Source organism: Tunicatimonas pelagia (assembly GCF_030506325.1).
In the GTDB taxonomy this organism is placed as follows: Bacteria; Bacteroidota; Bacteroidia; order Cytophagales; family Cyclobacteriaceae; genus Tunicatimonas; species Tunicatimonas pelagia.
On record NZ_CP120683.1, the window covers coordinates 4,157,891 to 4,174,514 of the forward strand.

The 16,624-nt window shown below is 45.0% G+C and carries 15 protein-coding genes; 5 read left to right on the plus strand and 10 right to left on the minus strand.

All coding sequences use genetic code 11. The features are described 5' to 3' along the window. Positions 1–51: 51 nt before the first annotated feature. From P0M28_RS17845 to proB, 5 genes are all read right to left on the minus strand, one after another. Complete coding sequence (locus tag P0M28_RS17845) at positions 52–1,341, minus strand: ammonium transporter (RefSeq protein WP_302203963.1); 1,290 nt, start codon at positions 1,339–1,341, stop codon at positions 52–54. A 319-nt stretch (positions 1,342–1,660) separates the two neighbouring features. Further along, positions 1,661–2,290: a response regulator gene (locus P0M28_RS17850; protein ID WP_302203965.1), complete on the minus strand. Its 630-nt coding sequence runs from the start codon at positions 2,288–2,290 to the stop codon at positions 1,661–1,663. Beyond that, complete coding sequence (locus P0M28_RS17855) at positions 2,268–4,124, minus strand: PAS domain-containing sensor histidine kinase (protein WP_302203967.1); 1,857 nt, start codon at positions 4,122–4,124, stop codon at positions 2,268–2,270. The genes P0M28_RS17850 and P0M28_RS17855 overlap by 23 nt, the downstream gene beginning before the upstream one ends. Positions 4,125–4,231: 107 nt before the next feature. Next, a complete protein-coding gene (locus tag P0M28_RS17860; RefSeq protein WP_302203969.1) occupies positions 4,232–4,783 on the minus strand; it encodes a hypothetical protein in 552 nt (183 codons plus the stop codon). 154 nt (positions 4,784–4,937) lie between these two features. Then, positions 4,938–6,011 carry a glutamate 5-kinase gene (gene proB, locus P0M28_RS17865; RefSeq protein WP_302203970.1) on the minus strand — a complete coding sequence of 358 codons (1,074 nt, stop codon included), beginning with the start codon at positions 6,009–6,011 and terminating at the stop codon, positions 4,938–4,940. A gap of 410 nt (positions 6,012–6,421) precedes the next feature. Here proB and P0M28_RS17870 point away from each other — a divergent pair, with 410 nt between their 5' ends. The 5 genes from P0M28_RS17870 (at position 6,422) to P0M28_RS17890 (ending at position 9,606) form a co-directional block, all read left to right on the plus strand. Next, entirely contained in the window at positions 6,422–6,973 is a 552-nt protein-coding gene (locus P0M28_RS17870; protein WP_302203972.1) for a TetR/AcrR family transcriptional regulator, read from the plus strand. A 50-nt stretch (positions 6,974–7,023) separates the two neighbouring features. Continuing rightward, the gene (locus tag P0M28_RS17875) at positions 7,024–7,455 is read left to right on the plus strand and encodes a hypothetical protein (RefSeq protein ID WP_302203973.1); all 432 of its coding nucleotides are present in this window, start codon (positions 7,024–7,026) and stop codon (positions 7,453–7,455) included. A gap of 182 nt (positions 7,456–7,637) precedes the next feature. Further along, a complete protein-coding gene (locus tag P0M28_RS17880; protein WP_302203975.1) occupies positions 7,638–8,120 on the plus strand; it encodes a GNAT family N-acetyltransferase in 483 nt (160 codons plus the stop codon). 113 nt (positions 8,121–8,233) lie between these two features. Beyond that, a complete protein-coding gene (gene accD, locus P0M28_RS17885; protein ID WP_302203977.1) occupies positions 8,234–9,073 on the plus strand; it encodes an acetyl-CoA carboxylase, carboxyltransferase subunit beta in 840 nt (279 codons plus the stop codon). Between the two features lie 92 nt (positions 9,074–9,165). Next, entirely contained in the window at positions 9,166–9,606 is a 441-nt protein-coding gene (locus P0M28_RS17890; RefSeq protein WP_302203979.1) for a tellurite resistance TerB family protein, read from the plus strand. Between the two features lie 83 nt (positions 9,607–9,689). Here P0M28_RS17890 and P0M28_RS17895 read toward each other — a convergent pair whose 3' ends face one another. Genes P0M28_RS17895 through P0M28_RS17915 form a run of 5 tightly spaced genes read right to left on the minus strand, consistent with a single transcriptional unit; the run spans position 9,690 to position 16,624 of the window. After that, a complete protein-coding gene (locus P0M28_RS17895; RefSeq protein WP_302203980.1) occupies positions 9,690–10,607 on the minus strand; it encodes a YARHG domain-containing protein in 918 nt (305 codons plus the stop codon). A gap of 19 nt (positions 10,608–10,626) precedes the next feature. Next, complete coding sequence (locus P0M28_RS17900) at positions 10,627–11,766, minus strand: vWA domain-containing protein (protein WP_302203982.1); 1,140 nt, start codon at positions 11,764–11,766, stop codon at positions 10,627–10,629. After that, positions 11,759–13,987, minus strand: a complete 2,229-nt coding sequence (locus P0M28_RS17905; protein WP_302203983.1) for a DUF5682 family protein — start codon at positions 13,985–13,987, stop codon at positions 11,759–11,761. Before P0M28_RS17905 ends, P0M28_RS17900 begins: the two co-directional genes overlap by 8 nt. A gap of 10 nt (positions 13,988–13,997) precedes the next feature. Beyond that, on the minus strand, positions 13,998–15,077 hold the full coding sequence (locus P0M28_RS17910) for an ATP-binding protein (protein ID WP_302203985.1): 1,080 nt from the start codon (positions 15,075–15,077) through the stop codon (positions 13,998–14,000). An 11-nt stretch (positions 15,078–15,088) separates the two neighbouring features. Then, positions 15,089–16,624, minus strand: a complete 1,536-nt coding sequence (locus P0M28_RS17915; RefSeq protein ID WP_302203986.1) for a DUF5691 domain-containing protein — start codon at positions 16,622–16,624, stop codon at positions 15,089–15,091.

Sequence of the window (16,624 nt, forward strand, 5' to 3'; positions counted from 1 at the left end):
TGATAAAGTGAAGCCGGAGCGGTATTCGCTCCGGTCAATAGCAGAGAATTATTATTCGTATACGATGGTGTAGCCCCGCATACCGTGTTCGTGGCTGTCTAAGCCTTCCTTTTCGTGCTGAGCCGAAACCCGAAGCCCCATCGCTTTATCAATAACGAAGAAGATAAGCATGGCCGAAGCAAACGCAGCCGCTCCGCAAGCCAAAATGCTTACCAACTGAATTACAAATTGGCTCCAGCCAGCCATGGTGCCGAATATACCAACAGCTAGTGTACCAAAAACCCCGCAGGTAAGGTGAACCGACACGGCTCCAACGCAATCATCGAGCTTCAGTTTATCCATAGCAATAGCTGATAATACGACCAAGCCTCCCGAAATTAATCCGATAATCATGGCTTCGTAAGGGCTCATTAAGTCGGCACCAGCGGTAATCCCGACCAATCCGGCCAAAACACCATTAAGTACCATGCCCAAGTCCAGGCGTTTGAACGTGAAGTACGCCATTATGTAGCCGCCAACCGCTCCGCAGGCTGCTGCTAGTGAGGTAGTGACTAGTACTTTAGAAACTGTTTCGGGTTCGGCCGAAAGCACTGAGCCACCGTTGAACCCAAACCAACCGAACCAAAGCAAGAATACGCCCATGGTTGCCAGGGGTACACTAGAACCCGGAAAGTCGTTTACTTTGCCATTGGCATATTTACCCAAGCGTGGGCCCAAGATCATGATTCCGGCCAGAGCACCCCAACCGCCTACGGAGTGTACTAACGTAGAACCGGCAAAATCGTAGAAACCATAGGTGCTTAAGAAGCCACCGCCCCACTGCCAGCTACCAATAATTGGGTATACTAAACCAACGAAGAGTACTGTAAAAATCAGATAGCCGTTAATTTTAATTCGTTCGGCTACTGCCCCCGATACAATGGTGGCCGCAGTAGCAGCGAACATTCCTTGAAATAAGAAGTCTGTCCAATAGGTATAGCCCCCATCAGCATAGCCTAATGAGTCGTAATCGGCTCCGGGTCCCAGATTGAATCCGGCGAAATTAACAATGAAACCCTCACCTCCTGGGTACATTAGATTAAACCCGATAAGAGCGTAAGAAATTAGTCCAATAGCTGGGGTCAGCGTATTTTTGAAGAGAATATTAACTGTATTTTTTGATTGAGTAAATCCAGCTTCAACGCCCGCAAAGCCTAGGTGCATGATGAATACCAAGAAGGTAGCCACCATCATCCAAACATTGTTGGTGGTTAGCAGCGTTTGAGAAACCTGACTTCCCAGATCAGCCACTGCGGTAGCGGTTTGTGCCAATGAAGTGAGGTGTAAAATTTCGTTTTCCATAAGATTAGATAAATTGATTAGTAATAGGACAGAATTTTATTTTGAGAAATGGAAAGTAAGGGCTATTATATTTAATACGCAAAAAAATACGTACAAAAAGTACGTAAAACTACGCGATGTAATAGCAGATATTGATTGATAATGACTAAATTATTATGCTATTCTTAATAAAAAGGCCTACATGTAAACAATTTTTAAATAGCGCAAACGTAAACTACGTATTTTTTAGATGAGTAATAAATTTCATGGCCTATTTGCCAATTTGATACGTAGATAAAAAAAGTTTATTTATTTAGTTAAATAACCATATAATTCAATCCTAGACCAACCCTTCTTGTTGAGCCAACTGCACCATCATCTTCCAGTTGTTTACTCCCAATTTTTTCATAATCCGAAACCGATGGGTTTCAATAGTACGGACGCTATTATTCAGTGCCTGAGCAATCTCTTCGTTAGACTGCCGGTCGGTAATTCGCTTTAGTATTTCTCGCTCCCGTTTCGTGAGATGGTACGCATCAGTAGCTGAGTCTTTTTTAAGAAAAGAGTCAATCAGCACCTGCGATATGCTACCGCTAAAGTACTTATGCCCTCGGTGAACCGAGCGGATAGCTCGCATCAATTCTTCTTTGGTAGCATCTTTTAGTAGGTAGCCGTCGGCCCCATTGCGAGCGGAGCGCAGCACGTATTCGTCGTGGGCGTACATAGAAATAATCAGAGAGCGGGTTTGCTGAGAATATTCGGGTAGTCGGCAAACCGTTTCTATTCCGTCCATGTGCGGCATCCGAATGTCTAGCAATACAATATCTGGCTGTAATCTTCCTACTTTACTGAGAGCTTCAGTACCGGTTGCGGCTTCTCCCACTACCGAAAAATCGCCCTCGCTTTCCAGCAACATTCTTAGACCGTCTCTCACCACCGTGTGGTCGTCAGCTAATACGATAGTTATCATATACTACTTCTTTTTGGTAAGACAGGGGCACCTGAACCAAAACGTTAGTACCTTTTCCTGGTTTAGAGGTCACGGTAAACTTACCGTGTAGGTATTTAGCGCGCTCTTCCATATTCCCTAAGCCGCGGCCAGTTACCTTTGCTTCGGGTACGCTGTTCGCTAGCGTCTCAAAGCCAATGCCATCGTCTACTATTGATACCCACAGCGTAGTACGATTGTGGCGCAAGCTGATTTGAATCTGAGTGGCTTGGGCGTATTTGAGGGCGTTGGTTAAACTTTCCTGAACAATTCGGTAGAGATTTGTTTCTACGTGCTCTTCCATCCGTTGGTCAAACTGAGTATGATTGACAAAAAGTATTCTCTTTCGGGTGATGCGACTCATCTCCTGGGCAAAGTCCTTTAGCACGGGTGCAAGTCCGTAGTCGGACAGTACGCTGGGCATTAGGTGAAAGGAAGTCTGACGCACTTTGATAATGCTTTCGCGTAATAGTTGCCCAATGCCATTAAGTTGCTGACGCATGTTGCCATCGTGGGCTTGCGATGATAAAGCCTCTACATTGTACTTAAGAGCCGTGAGCGACTGCCCAATATTATCGTGCAAGTCCATCGCAATCCGTTGTCGCTCCTCCTCTTGCGCCTGAAGCACCAGCACCGAGCGCATTCGCTGCTCCTGTACCTTCTGTTTAATCTTAGCCCGACTGGCTAAATTCAACTGTTCTATTGCTTCCTTTTTTTCGGTAATATCTACTCCGAGCAACAAGTACTGGTAAAGCTCACCTTGGTCATTTTTGACCGGTACCAGTGTTGCGGTGAGCCAAAACAGCTGTTGACAGTAGTTTGTACAAGCCCAATCCTGACAGCAGTACCCTTGCTGTTGCACTTCATCAAGAGCTGTTTTTAGATCAGCATCTGGTATTTGAAGTAAGTCAGGAATGGTCGTTGGATTATAGTCGTTAGGTAAGCCCAATTGCTGGCGGAACTGCGGACTGATGTACAGTAGCTGTCCGTAACAATCTATCTTAGCAAAAAGAGTAGCTTGCTCAACGGCAAAATGAATGTTACTCAGGTATTTGTGCGACTTCTCCAGTGAAGAGAACAATAGCTGACGCTCTTGAGCCAAGGTTTTGGCCTGCGTTCGGGACTGACTCAAAATCACTAAAAATTTACGGACAAAGCGGGCTACCGGGCGGAATATGAACAAGATAACCAGCACAATAATGCTTAACGATAAGTACGTAAGAAACTGCTGCATTAGAATGAGCCGATCAATCCGGGCTTGAGCTTCTTGCTTGTACTGACCAACTACCGATTGCATTCCGGCGAGATAGTCTGCCTCAGCAAGCAGCAAAGCATGAATATGCGGATGGTATTTTGCCGAAGTAACCTTGTTGGGTTGGCGAAAGAGCACGACCAAAGCTTGCCCGTGAGTAACTAATTCTTGATAAACGGGCTGAACTGACTGAAGGAGAGTATCTACATTTTGCACCAATGCTAGGTGACTATGCTGCTGCGCTAACAAACTTTGAGTATGAATTAATTGACTGACAGTATAAGCCAATTCAGTGTAGTAGGGCATTCGCAGCACACTATCTAGAGAAGTTAGCAACAAAGCCGATTTTAGTAATTGCTGCCCTAGTAAAGCTTGTTGCCCCGCCAAATTGAGTAAGTGAGCATCTGACATTTGCTCTTGCATTTTTTGCTTTACAAACCAATTGCTCGCTAATATCGTGAGAGCGATTAGGCCAGAGGCTAACAGGTAACGAATACTAAGGGTTTGGAATATTCGTTGGTGTAGCGAGGAAGAAGCTGAATTTATTGAGCGTTTAAAAAGCATTGATTGAAACAAAGTAACGCACTTTTGTCAATCTACGCAATTAATTAGAAGTTTATAAAAAAGCGAACTCCGAAGAGCCCGCTTCACTAAACACTATTTGAAATCATTTACATATCAGATTCTTCTGAAGCATTCTTCAGTTCACCTTCTTCAGAATAGGTTAGGGTGATGTTTGTATTCTCGTCTTTCACTTCAATTTCATATTGAGTTGTAGAGACTATCTTTTCTATGCTTTCCCCGCCAACACTGTTGCCAGATTCTACCCGTGATCGCTCGTTCAAATCATTATGATACGTAGGGTCGACAACTTCGTCAGAAAATGATTGTATGGCTGAAGCATCATCTTTTACTTCGTAGACTGCCACAATTTCCTGATTACTGTATTCACTATTTTCAAAACTGCTGAGCACACTTTCGGGCAAATCAGCTGGGCTGATTTCCGTTTTAGTCTGAGGGATAATTTCCAAATCTGCGTCGCCCTGCGGATAAGTTCCGTACTGGTTATGCTGATAATCAGCCGAAGGTTGAGCGCGATCGTTCAGTATATCTTGTTCCACTCTGGGGTCAGGCTGTTCCTCAGCTGTCTTAGTATTCTGCGCGTTTAGTTGTAAACTACTTAAAGCTGCTCCTACAGCGAGTATTGCGATAAATTTATTCATCTCTGAAAAATATTTTATAGTAAAAAAAGTAAAATGCTCACTTCATACCCTGAAAATACTATGCCAGCAGCTTATTAGTTATGTACCATTACTTTTTCCCGCTAAGGTGGGAAAGTATTTCAACAGACTGGGGAGTAGGTAGGTATATAACCCACTATAAGCCAGAAAGATATAAATGATCGTAATGGATGATGGGCTTTTTATCAGATTGGCCTACTAAGGTTTGCGCCTGAGAAGAAGCATAATATGATTTCCCCAGCCCGATTACATTTCCCTGGTACTTTAGTTGCACAACTTCACCCTTAGAGAATTCACCCTCTATTTTAATAACACCTACCAGTAGCAGGCTATTTGCTTGCTCCTGTTGGGTAAGAGCGCGATACGCCCCATCGTTTACGTGAACACTGCCTTGCTGGGCGTTCTCTGCTTGCCCGATCCAGCGTTTTACCGGAGAAACTTTTCGATTGGGCAGAAAATGTGTTCCCACCTTTTGCCCTTCGATTACTTTTTCTAGCGCATTCTCGGCTTGTCCGTTCACAATATACACCCCAATGCCCAGATCAGCCAGTTTGCGGGCAATCCTACTCTTAGTACGCATTCCACCCCGCCCAAAATCTGACTTTTCAGCTGAGATCAGTGCATTGAGTGGTTGTTGCGGGGCTACTTCAGTAATGAGCCTAGCACCCACTTGGTTGGGCGGGCGATCATAGATGCCGTCAACATTCGTTAAAATAATGAGTCGCTGAGCACCCATCATAGAAGCCAGTAGCCCCGCTAGCTCATCATTATCGGTAAACATTAGCTCAGTGACCGACACCACGTCGTTCTCGTTGACAATCGGCAGTACTTGATGACGAAGAATGCCATCCAGACAATTGCGAATATTCAGATAATGCCGTCGGCTGCGAAAATCTTCTTTGGTGACCAAAATCTGAGCACAGGTAGTGTTGTGCTCTCCGAACAGATCTCGGTAAAGCTGCATTAGTTGCGCCTGCCCCACTGCGGCTAATACCTGACGTTGCGTAACCGGGTCAGTCTTTTGTCCATCAGTAACCTGCTGCCGTCCGGCAGTAACTGCCCCTGATGAGACTAGTAATACATCGTATCCACTTTGGCGTAGGTCGGCCATCTGCTTCACCAGGGTACGTAGCAAAAATGTGTTTAACGAACCGTTAGGCCGGGCAATTACATTAGAGCCAATTTTTACAATTAAGACAGGGCGGTCCACTCTTTAACAATAAAAGCTGTGATAATAATTTTCTTGCAAGCTACTGGCTATTGGTAAGATCCGCAAAAAAAATAACCAACCTCCAAAAGAGATTGGTTATCTGCGTATGAGACGTAATTCTACCTTCCTACTGTACCTATGAATCTATTTACCTATGAGATATTCTATTGCTTACTTTGGTGGTGATAACGAATATTTCCTTACTGATTTGCAATGTTTATTAGTTAGTAGGGCTACTTCACCAAATGTCATCACTGCGTTGAATTTTTTTTGAGATTTTTTTAAAAGTCCTAGCTAGTGCACTCAGTAACAGCTTATTTCGTAGAATAAAAAAGACTCCAGAACGAAGTGTGCCCCGCCTAGTCCGAAGTATTACTTATTAGCCAAAAGGAATGGAGAAAGGTTGAATAATGAAAAAACAGAACTTATGGATCACTACTGGCTACGAAATCTGTTCTATTCATGGCTTAGATGGACTAAAAGTTGAACAGCTTGCTAGGGTTGTTGGAGTTAGTAAATCTTCTTTTTACCATCACTTTGCTGACCTTGAGTGTTTTACTAAAATTCTTTTCGACTATCATTTTGAATGTTGTGGTATTTTGGCCAGTAAGGAAAAAAGCTGCATTCAAATCTATCCAGATTTAATCAATATCCTTCTAGAGCATAAAACTGATTTATTATTCCATCGTCAGCTTAGGATTGATCGTAAGAACAGCCAAGTAGAGAAAGCATTAGTGAAGGCAAACAGTATACTCGGAAATTACTCAATGATGCTATGGGCCAAAGACATCAATCATAATTTATCTCAAAATCAGTTGGACGGATTATTTAAGATTGCTACCGACGATTTTTATATGAGGATTAATGAAAATAACCTGAACTACGAATACCTTTCCAGCTATTTTAAAGAGTTGGGGAAAGCAACAAAACAACTTGTGAGCCAATTGTACGCAACCGACTAAAAACCTAATCATCTCATTGATAGCTTTGCTTAAAATAAAATATCAATGTTATGACAATAAAAACCCATAAGTTGTGGCTAAAAATCTCTTCCGTAGCTATTATCGCCTACGCCTTACTTTTTTTTCTTGGTTCGCTTGACGCTCTGCATAGACCGATTGAAGTGGTGTTAGACCTGTCTGCATGGCCGTTTGATGGACTTCAGAATTATGATGCTCAAACAACCGTATTTCTGTCAGCTATTTTAGGCGGAGTACTGTTCGGATGGGCCATGTTAATTTGGCTGTTATCGGATATTTACGAGAAAGAACCTGAAACAATACGAAAAGCAGTACTCTTTAGTTTATTCGCTTGGTTTGTGGTTGACAGTGTAGGGTGCATCCTTTCAGGAGATAGTAGCAACGCAATAACTAATATAGCCCTCCTTCTTATACTGGTTGGGCCACTGTGGACAAAACCCAAAGAAAAAATTAAAATACGATAACACCGTGTGTAATCAATGGCGGGCTTACTATTAAATTTGGGATGAGTATACGCACTAAAATTGGTAGTAACAGGCAAGTAATCATTCTAAAACCTGTTACTGCTCGTACCGAATACTAGTAACTGCAAGCTAAAAACAATACCAGAAGATTGATGCAAATAAACAAAGTACGTGTAAATGAGATGGACAAATTACAGGAAATCGGAAAACGAACCTTTGCTGAGACTTATTCTTCAGGTAACAGTGAAGAGAATATGACCGAATATTTGAAAAGTCAATTCTCCACAAAGAAGCTAGAGACAGAACTAACTGACAAAAATACTGCATTCTACTTTGCAAAACTGGGCGGAAAAGTAATTGGCTATTTGAAGATCAATCTTGGACAATCGCAGACCGAAATAAAAGACGGAAATGCCCTTGAAATAGAGCGAATTTACGTACTAAAAGAGTTTCAAGGAAAAAAAGTTGGGCAGCTTCTCTGTAAAAAAGCAGTTGAATTAGCCAGAAAACAAAATGTGGATTACGTTTGGTTGGGAGTTTGGGAGCACAACCCAAGAGCCATCCGGTTTTATGAGAAAAATGGATTTGTAGCATTCGACAGCCATATTTTTAAACTTGGGAACGAGGAGCAGACCGACATAATGATGAAACTAGAATTGAATTAAAAAAGCAGCAGTAAAACTTTCCTGTTCAACGGTTTTTTTCAGAAATGTAAAATTCTCTCTAACTTCGCGTGTTTTCTTTAAGTTTACCAACTAGCACAACTTATCCCACTAATATGGCGTGGTTCCGACGGAAAGATAAAGGGATTCAAACACCTACTGAAGCAAAGAAAGAAGCCCCCGATGGGCTGTGGTTCAAAACTCCCAGTGGAAAGATCATTCATACCCGCGAGCTGAAAAATAATGCTTACGTAGTGCCCGAAGACGGCTATCACGTGCGGATTGGCTCTAAAGAGTACTTCGAGCTGCTGTTTGATGATAACCAGTTTACTGAACTGGACAATGGGCTAGAGTCAGGTGACCCGCTGATGTTTGTAGATAGCAAGCCTTACCCGGATCGGATAAAAGCGGCTCAGAAAAAAACTGAACTCAAAGATGCAGTTCGTACCGCGCATGGCAAACTACATGGTATTCCTTTAGTAATTGCTTGCATGGATTTTTCATTCGTAGGCGGTTCTATGGGTTCAGTAGTAGGTGAAAAAATTGCCCGGGCTATTGACTACTCCTTAGAGAATAAGGTTCCGTTTCTAATGATTTCTAAGTCGGGCGGTGCCCGAATGATGGAAGCAGGCTTCTCGCTTATGCAAATGGCTAAAACCTCGGCTAAACTAGCCCTGCTTGACCAAGCAAAAGTGCCCTATATTTCGCTGATGACTGATCCCACTACCGGAGGAGTTACGGCTTCTTACGCAATGCTGGGCGATTTTAATATTGCCGAACCCGGTGCGCTGATCGGCTTTGCCGGGCCACGGGTTATTGAGCAGACCATTGGTAAAACTCTGCCTAAAGGCTTTCAGAGCTCGGAATTTCTGTTGGAACACGGTTTTCTGGATTTTATCGTTGATCGCCGAAATCTGAAAAGCCGCTTATCTACGCTACTACGCATGTTGGAGTAAGTAGCAAATCGTACCTTAATGTGTAGTTCGATGGCTTGATTATTGAGCATACTCACCCATTCTGTCATTCAAAAAAAATAACTTAGGTACACATGGGAATATGGGATGCTTTTTTTAATCGTCAGGGACGGAACCGGGAGCGAGAGTATATTAACCAATTATTTCGGATAGCTTGGGCCGACGGAAGCTTAGACAAGATAGAAGTAGAGTATATTTATTCGGTGGGAAAAAAGTTGGGTATGACCAAGGAAGAACTTGAAGATACCCGCGATAATTTCAACCCGGACACCCTTGCGTACAAACCGCCCCGCAAGCGCGAAGAGCGATTTTTCATGCTCTTCTATTTAATTAATATGATCCGGGCTGATGGTGTAATTCATCCTGAAGAAATGCGGATTACCGAGAACATTGTGATGAAACTCGGCTACTCACCCGATACGGTAGACACTATTTTAAAGACCATCAAAATCAATCAAGATCAAGGAATGTCCCCCGAAGAAACCTACGCCAGCTTGACTGAGAAGCTAAGTTAAAAAGAGAGCATTCATATTTCCTTTTGCTAATAGAATTAGGACTAGTATGAAAAATCGTCGTTTCATCTATCGTTGAAATAAAGCTAAGGTGCATAATATGTCACGAACTGTTTATTGGGTTCGTACCAAATTATGAGTCCATGACGAGCCTCAGGATCACCATGTTCCAATATGTCTCCCTCAAAACTATCAAGATAGCTAGCATATTCAGCTTCGCTAATATTCATTCCTTCATCCTTGAAGGATATCATTCCCATGCTGATAGCGGTTTTTCTGTCGATTCCTGGGTAATCATCCCGAGAACTTAATTGGGGTAGTGCGTGAAAAATAGCAATTGTCAGTACCACCCAGGGACTCATCTTTTCGTAGCCAAATAATTCTTCATCATCTCTGAGTGATAAAAAAGGATTCTTCAACTCTTCTTTCCATAATACTTCTCCTTCTCTTGACCATGTAGAGCTTACAAATACATCATTATCAAGAACATGCACTCGTGAACAGATAGTATCTGACTCACTAATACCATCAATATCTCCGATGACTAGTATAGTTGTATCAATAGGTTCTCCTTCAAATTTGCTAATGGTTCGAAGGAGCTCCTCAATAAATTGTTTGCTTCTTGTATCGGCACCTTCAAGTAAGTCTTCGTACCTATTAATAGTGAGTGGATCGATTCTGAGAGACTTTCGTTTAAGATTATTCTCTAGATCAACAATTAGTTTAATATTCTTCTGCTCGACAGCAGTTAATAAGGAATCTACATTTTGATATTTTGGCTTATACCAATCGTACTTGCTAAAGTATTCGGCTAGATCTTCAGACTTGAATACATAACCATGCTTGGCGAATATCTCATTTCTAAGAATCTTTAGTTCATCAAGTGATTTGCTTTTCAGATCAGATCTGGTGTACGCTACTTCTTCTATAATCTCTTCTTTTTCTTGTTGAGGAGTAGCACAAGAGACAAAGAGGATGGCTATAGCTATTATTATATTTCTCACTCTACAACTATTTAATTGCTTATTTACCAGCAACTACCACGTCGTGGGTCGCCGCCCACTGAAAGAGGTTTTGCTTTTGCAGGGCGTTCGCCATCAGGTCGGGGAAGAGATCGGGGGTGCAGGCGAAAGCCGGAATGTTGTTTGCAGCTAAGAAAGCTGCGTTACCATGATCGAAGTAGGGTTTACCTTCATCGTTTAGCGCTAGCAACACGACTAGTTGTACTCCACTACCTACCAGCGAAAGAATTCGCTTCTTCATTTCGGCTACGTTGCCACCTTCGCACAGGTCGGTGATGAGTACCAGCACGGTATCGTTGGGACGGGTGACGGACTGTTGGCAGTAGCGAAGGGCTCGCTCAATATCGGTTCCTCCGCCCAGCTGCACTCCAAATAACAAATCAACCGGGTCTTGTAAGTCTTCGGTCAAATCGGCTACCGAGGTGTCAAATACCACCATGCGAGTGTTTACCGCCGGAATGGAAGCCATCACCGCCCCAAAAATGCCGGAATACACTACTGATGTACCCATCGATCCGCTCTGATCTACGCACAGAATAATGTCCTTCAGCGCACTGCGTTTGCGCCCGTAACCAATCCGGGTCTCGGGAATAATGGTTTTGTATTCGGCCTGGTAGTGCTTGAGGTTACGCAGAATAGTCGCATGCCAGTTGATTTCGTTATGTCTCGGGCGTTTGTTTCTCACCGAGCGGTTCAAGCTTCCGGTAACGGCCTGCTGCATAGGCTGGGTGAGTTTCTTCATCAGTGCATCGACTACCTTTTGTACCACTTCGCGGGCAGTATCTTTGGTCTTATCAGGAATCACCCGTGATAAGGTCATCAGGTTGGCGACGAGTTGCACATCGGGTTCCACTGCTTGCAGCATTTCCGGCTCGGTGAGCATGGAAGTGAGGTTAAGCCGTTTGAAGGCGTCTTGCTGCATCACTTGCACCACCGAACTGGGAAAGTAGGTCCGAATATCCCCCAGCCAGCGGGCTACGTTAGGCGAACTAGGTCCTAATCCACTGCCTCGTTCACCATCATAAAGTGCCGTCAGCGATTGATCTATAATCTGGTCGGATCCGCTCAAGCTCACTCCGGTGCCGTCCGCTTCGCCTTCCCCCAGAATTAATCGCCATCGTCTTAACTGTTCACTATTCATTCGTTGCAGTTTTTAGACCTAACAATTGCTTCACTAGCGGTAAAGCCGTGGCGGCTCGCTCGTGATTGAATCCGGTATCCGGAGATACGCCCGCGGCTACCGAAACCGACTGTTTGCCATTTTTGGCTTTCTCTCCCAGTTTTCGTCGTTCGGGTTTGGAGAAAGTAGCAAAGCTGCGGCGCAGTACCGGAAGTATCTGCACCAATATTTCTTCGTCTAACTGAGCTACCCACTGATCAAGTAATCCCCACAGGGTTTCATCCAGAATTAGCACCATGCCGCTTCCCTGAAGAAAACCTTCCAGCCAGGCAGCAGAGTAACTTGTTGATTGAGCCGACGAAAGGGCTAAGGAAAATTTCTGGGTAATGATGTCATCGTTCCAGATACTGCTTTCCGATAAAATCCGGCAGGCTTTACCCGCTATAATTCCGTTGATCTGCGAGTGGTCAGCCAGGCTTACCAACGCCTGATGCCAGAGCTGGGTATAATCATCCCGTTGAAGAATTCGTAATGCACTGTCCATTTCCTGAATTCTGTCAAAGGCTTCCGCAGCACTATCCTCGTTCAATGAAGTACAAGCATTGGGCAAACCAATACTGATTCGAGAAACTAAGCTATCTAGCACATGATTAATCATGGCGGTGTCGGTCTGACGGACATCGCCGTAGCGACTGATATTGGCCAACGGCGGTAGAGCCTGCATAAGTTGGAAAATATCGCCTGAAAGAGCCGCCAATTCATCCAGCTTCTGTAGCAAGTCAGTCAGAGCCGTCGGTAAGTTGGCAGGTAGGGTCTGCTCCAGTAATTGGGCTACCTCGCGTAAGGCCGAGACTTGAGTCAATTGCTGCCTGATGTAAGCCGAAGCCGCAGTTGCCACGGTATTACCCCAAATGCCTTTTTCTATAATCCGAATGGCAATCTCCGGCTCCCAGTATAAATTCCACTGTTCCTTAAAGGTTCCCTTGCCCGATACGTGGGCTGGGGTGCCCCAGTTAATGCCTAATACGTACAAGCGATGGAGAAACTGGCTTCTTTCCCGATCCAAATCTTTCCGTAAATCCAACGTTAAGGCTTTGCGCTCGTCGCTGGGTTTTAGGCGGAGCTTTTTCTGATGCTGTAGCACATCCGACTGAAGCGGAACGGCGGGTACTTCGCTGGGCACTTCGCCCATTCGCTGCCCTACGATCAGAGCTTCCTGTACCAAATCTAGCAGGCTATCATCACCAAAAGATAGTACGGTATTGGTTGCTTCGTTGTACTCGGCCAAACCAGGTCGAGCCAAGTCTCTGAGGGCGGCTAGGGTGTCAGCCAGTCGGATGGCTTCAATCACGTGGGCGGTGGAAGTATCCATTTGGTGATGACGAAATACGCAAGCTACCTGGGTCATCCAGCCGTAGCCTCGCTCGTCGGGCTTAGCCTGCCAGATATGGTGGTACCAACCGGGTGACATCACTCCAGCTCCGTAGCCACTGGCAAACGTCAAGCGACGATACGTCCAGGGAATCCAGGTAGTTTCTATTTTGCATTTGGGTAGTCCTTTCAGAAGAAAGTTATCCTCTTTTTTAGGAGGACGATTTACTAAAGCCGGGGCATGCCAGGCACCGCAAACCACGGCTATGGTTTCATGATTTTTCTCTGCTTCGTGCAGAATTTTACGCATGTAGGCTTCCCGCAAGTCGTTCTCCCGATCTTCGGGTAAATCCAGCGTATCTCGTAGAGCAGTCATACCTTCCAGAATGGCGGCGAAGCTATCTTCATGGTTTAGGCGTAATTCAAACTGATGCTCCCACCACAGTTCGGTATCCGCAAATCCGGCAGCTCGTGCCAGATGGGTAAGCGGGTATTCCGCCACATTGGTTTTTGCCTTTTCTGGCTTACTATCTTTTTCTTCCGATTCTTCGGGAGTAGCGAAGCGGTGTGCCAGTGGTAAGTCCATAAACTGCACCGGAATACTGTTTTTCAGACCGTACTGAATTGCCTGCCATTCGGGAGAAAAATCCGCAAACGGATAAAAGGAAGCCTGCTGAGGTTGATCGGTGCGATAGGCTAATATGGCTACGGGTGGCTTAATATCGGGATTTTGTACGTAGGAGAGAATACCATCGGCCTCCGGTGGCCCTTCTACCAGCAGCACATCGGGCTTGAGTTGCTCCAGAGCCGCTTGTAGGCTACGGGCTGAACCCGGTCCGTGATGCCGAATACCTAAAACGTGTACGGACATAGTGAATTGGTTAAACTAGTTCCCGGCAAGCTCGGTACATATCTTTCCAGCCGTCGCGGGTCTTCACTACCGTTTCCAGATACTCTTGCCAGACGACTTTATCCTGAACCGGATCTTTCACCACAGCTCCCACTAAACCAGAGGCAATATCTTCGGCACTCAACTGCCCGTCACCAAAGTGACCAGAAAGCGCCATGCCACTGTTCACTACCGAAATGGCCTCGGCTGTGCTGAGGGTTCCAGTAGGGCTTTTTAGCTTAGTTTTTCCGTCTTCGGTCATACCCGAGCGCAGCTCCCGGAAGATGGTCACAATTCGTTTGATTTCTTCCAGAGCTGGTACCTCAGCGGGTAACTGTAGTGCTTTACTGACACTTTCTACCCGGCGACGTACAATATCAATTTCTTCGTCCATGCTGCTCGGAGTAGGTAGAATCACGGTATTGAATCGCCTTTTCAACGCTCCCGAAAGCTCATTCACTCCCTTATCGCGATTGTTGGCCGTAGCAATTACATTGAATCCGCTCACTGCTTGCACTTCGGTATTCAATTCCGGAACTGGCATGGTTTTCTCCGAAAGAATGGTAATTAGCGTGTCCTGTACATCGGCAGTAATACGGGTAAGCTCCTCTACTCGGGCGATTTTTCCGTCCTGCATCGCCCGCATCATGGGAGTTTCTACTAGTGCATCGGCCGAGGGACCTTCCGCTAGTAGCTTGGCGTAGTTCCAGCCGTAGCGAATCGCTTCTTCGCTAGTACCCGCCGTGCCCTGAATCAGTAAAGTTGAATCGCCACTAACGGCGGCGGCCAGATGCTCAGCTACCCAAGACTTAGCGGTACCCGGCAAACCGTACAGTAGCAACGCCCGGTCGGTAGTGAGGGTAGCAACGGCAATTTCCATCAGTCGCTTATTACCGATGTATTTGGGAGTTACTTCAAAGCCATTTTTTAGTTTTCCACCTACCAAGTAGGTTACCACTGCCCAGGGCGACATGTTCCACCGGGGAGGTGCCGAATGAGAATCAGCTTTCTTTAGCGCCTCTAGTTCTTCTGCAAATAGTTGCTCGGCATGTTGCCGTAATAATTCTGCCATATCCGTATTGGTTATTCGTCAAATGATGATGGTATCTTGGTTTTTAGTTCAATCGTTCTAAATAAATCTCGCAGTATGGTTCGCCAGGTATCGCGTTTTTCATTTTTGGGAGGAAGAAATTCTTCCTGCTGCGCTAAGATTTCAGTGGGCATACATTCAGCTAGCCGCATAAATGCTTCTGTTTCGTAGTGGTACACACCGCGCTGGGCAAAGTTGCGGTACAGCAGTTTCATGGCTGCTTTAGAAAACTCTAATGACCACGGAAAACGCAGCTTATCCAACAGCGGGATAATGTTATTTGCGCTCAGGATGGCATCGGCTCGTTTATGATTGAACAAGCGAGTGAGTGTCTCCGGCAAAGCTCCGGGCAATACTGAAGCGGTGTTCTCGAGCAACACTCTAGTTGCGTTCGAGGCAAGAACGAAGTCTAGCCAGGCGTCAGTCCAGCCACTATTTTGGTGAAAGTCAATCGCGGTGGCCCAAGTGGGTAGGTATTTTTGCAGGGATTTATCGGTAATGAACGGCTTTAGTATTTTTTCAGGTGACAAGCTTAGTTGCTCTTCCCAAACTGTTGGATTGATGAGTGAAAGTACTTGGAAGGTTTGATATTCCTGATCGGAAAAGTTTTTGTCCAAACTTTCGGGCTCTAAGCTGAGTTTTTTTATCCAAACGCCGAGGTCTACATTAGTATTGATTTCAATTTTAGTTGAACCCATTCCCAGCATACCTCCTTTCTTTAACGTTAGCAACTGACTGCATTGCTGATGAAATTGCTGGGTCAGTGTACTCTCGGGTTGCCTTAGTAAAAGCTGCTGAGCCAACGCGGCTACTTTCTTGCTTTTATCCTGCAACATCGTTTCTAGGAATACCAGTTCTTCGGCTGACTGCGGGTTACTCCAGGCACTGAGAAAGTTAAATCGATCAGCGGCATTCTCTTCCTTCCAGGTACTTTGCATCAGCTCCGTAGCCTTAGAGCGATTATGTCGTAGCAGATACTGAAATAGCTGTTTTCGTTGGCGACTGGTACCCGTTTCCCAAATCTCCCGAGTGGATTGACGAAGTATCTGCCAGTCATCGTTCAGGTTGGCTAGCCAGTGGCCTCGCTCGCCCATTACCTTTACTAGTTGCTGTTGTAAGGCTACGTCTTCCTCACCTAGTTTTAGTAACTGAGGCAAGTACTGAGGGGCAATTTTGTATGATTTCTCTGCACAGTGGGTCAACCAAACGAGTAGTAAAGAATAACGGTTTTCACTAATCAGTACTCCTAACAAACGGTTCGCTGCGGTAGGAGGAAAGTTTTCATTCTCAGATTCATCTGAACTATTTTTGTTTGCTGTATCAACATCCAGAACAGGAAACTCCTGACCAGCCCGATAGTAGGAAAGCATGAATGCTGAAAGCTGGAGAAAGCTCGTTTCATCATCCTCACTTGATAGCTGGGCTAACTCCTGCTGAACCGCTTGCGGTAAATTAGCGGTTACGGATTGTGGCGGTGTTTTATCCGTGCCGAGCAGAGCTGCTTTTAGTATCTCGTCAATAGCATTCAT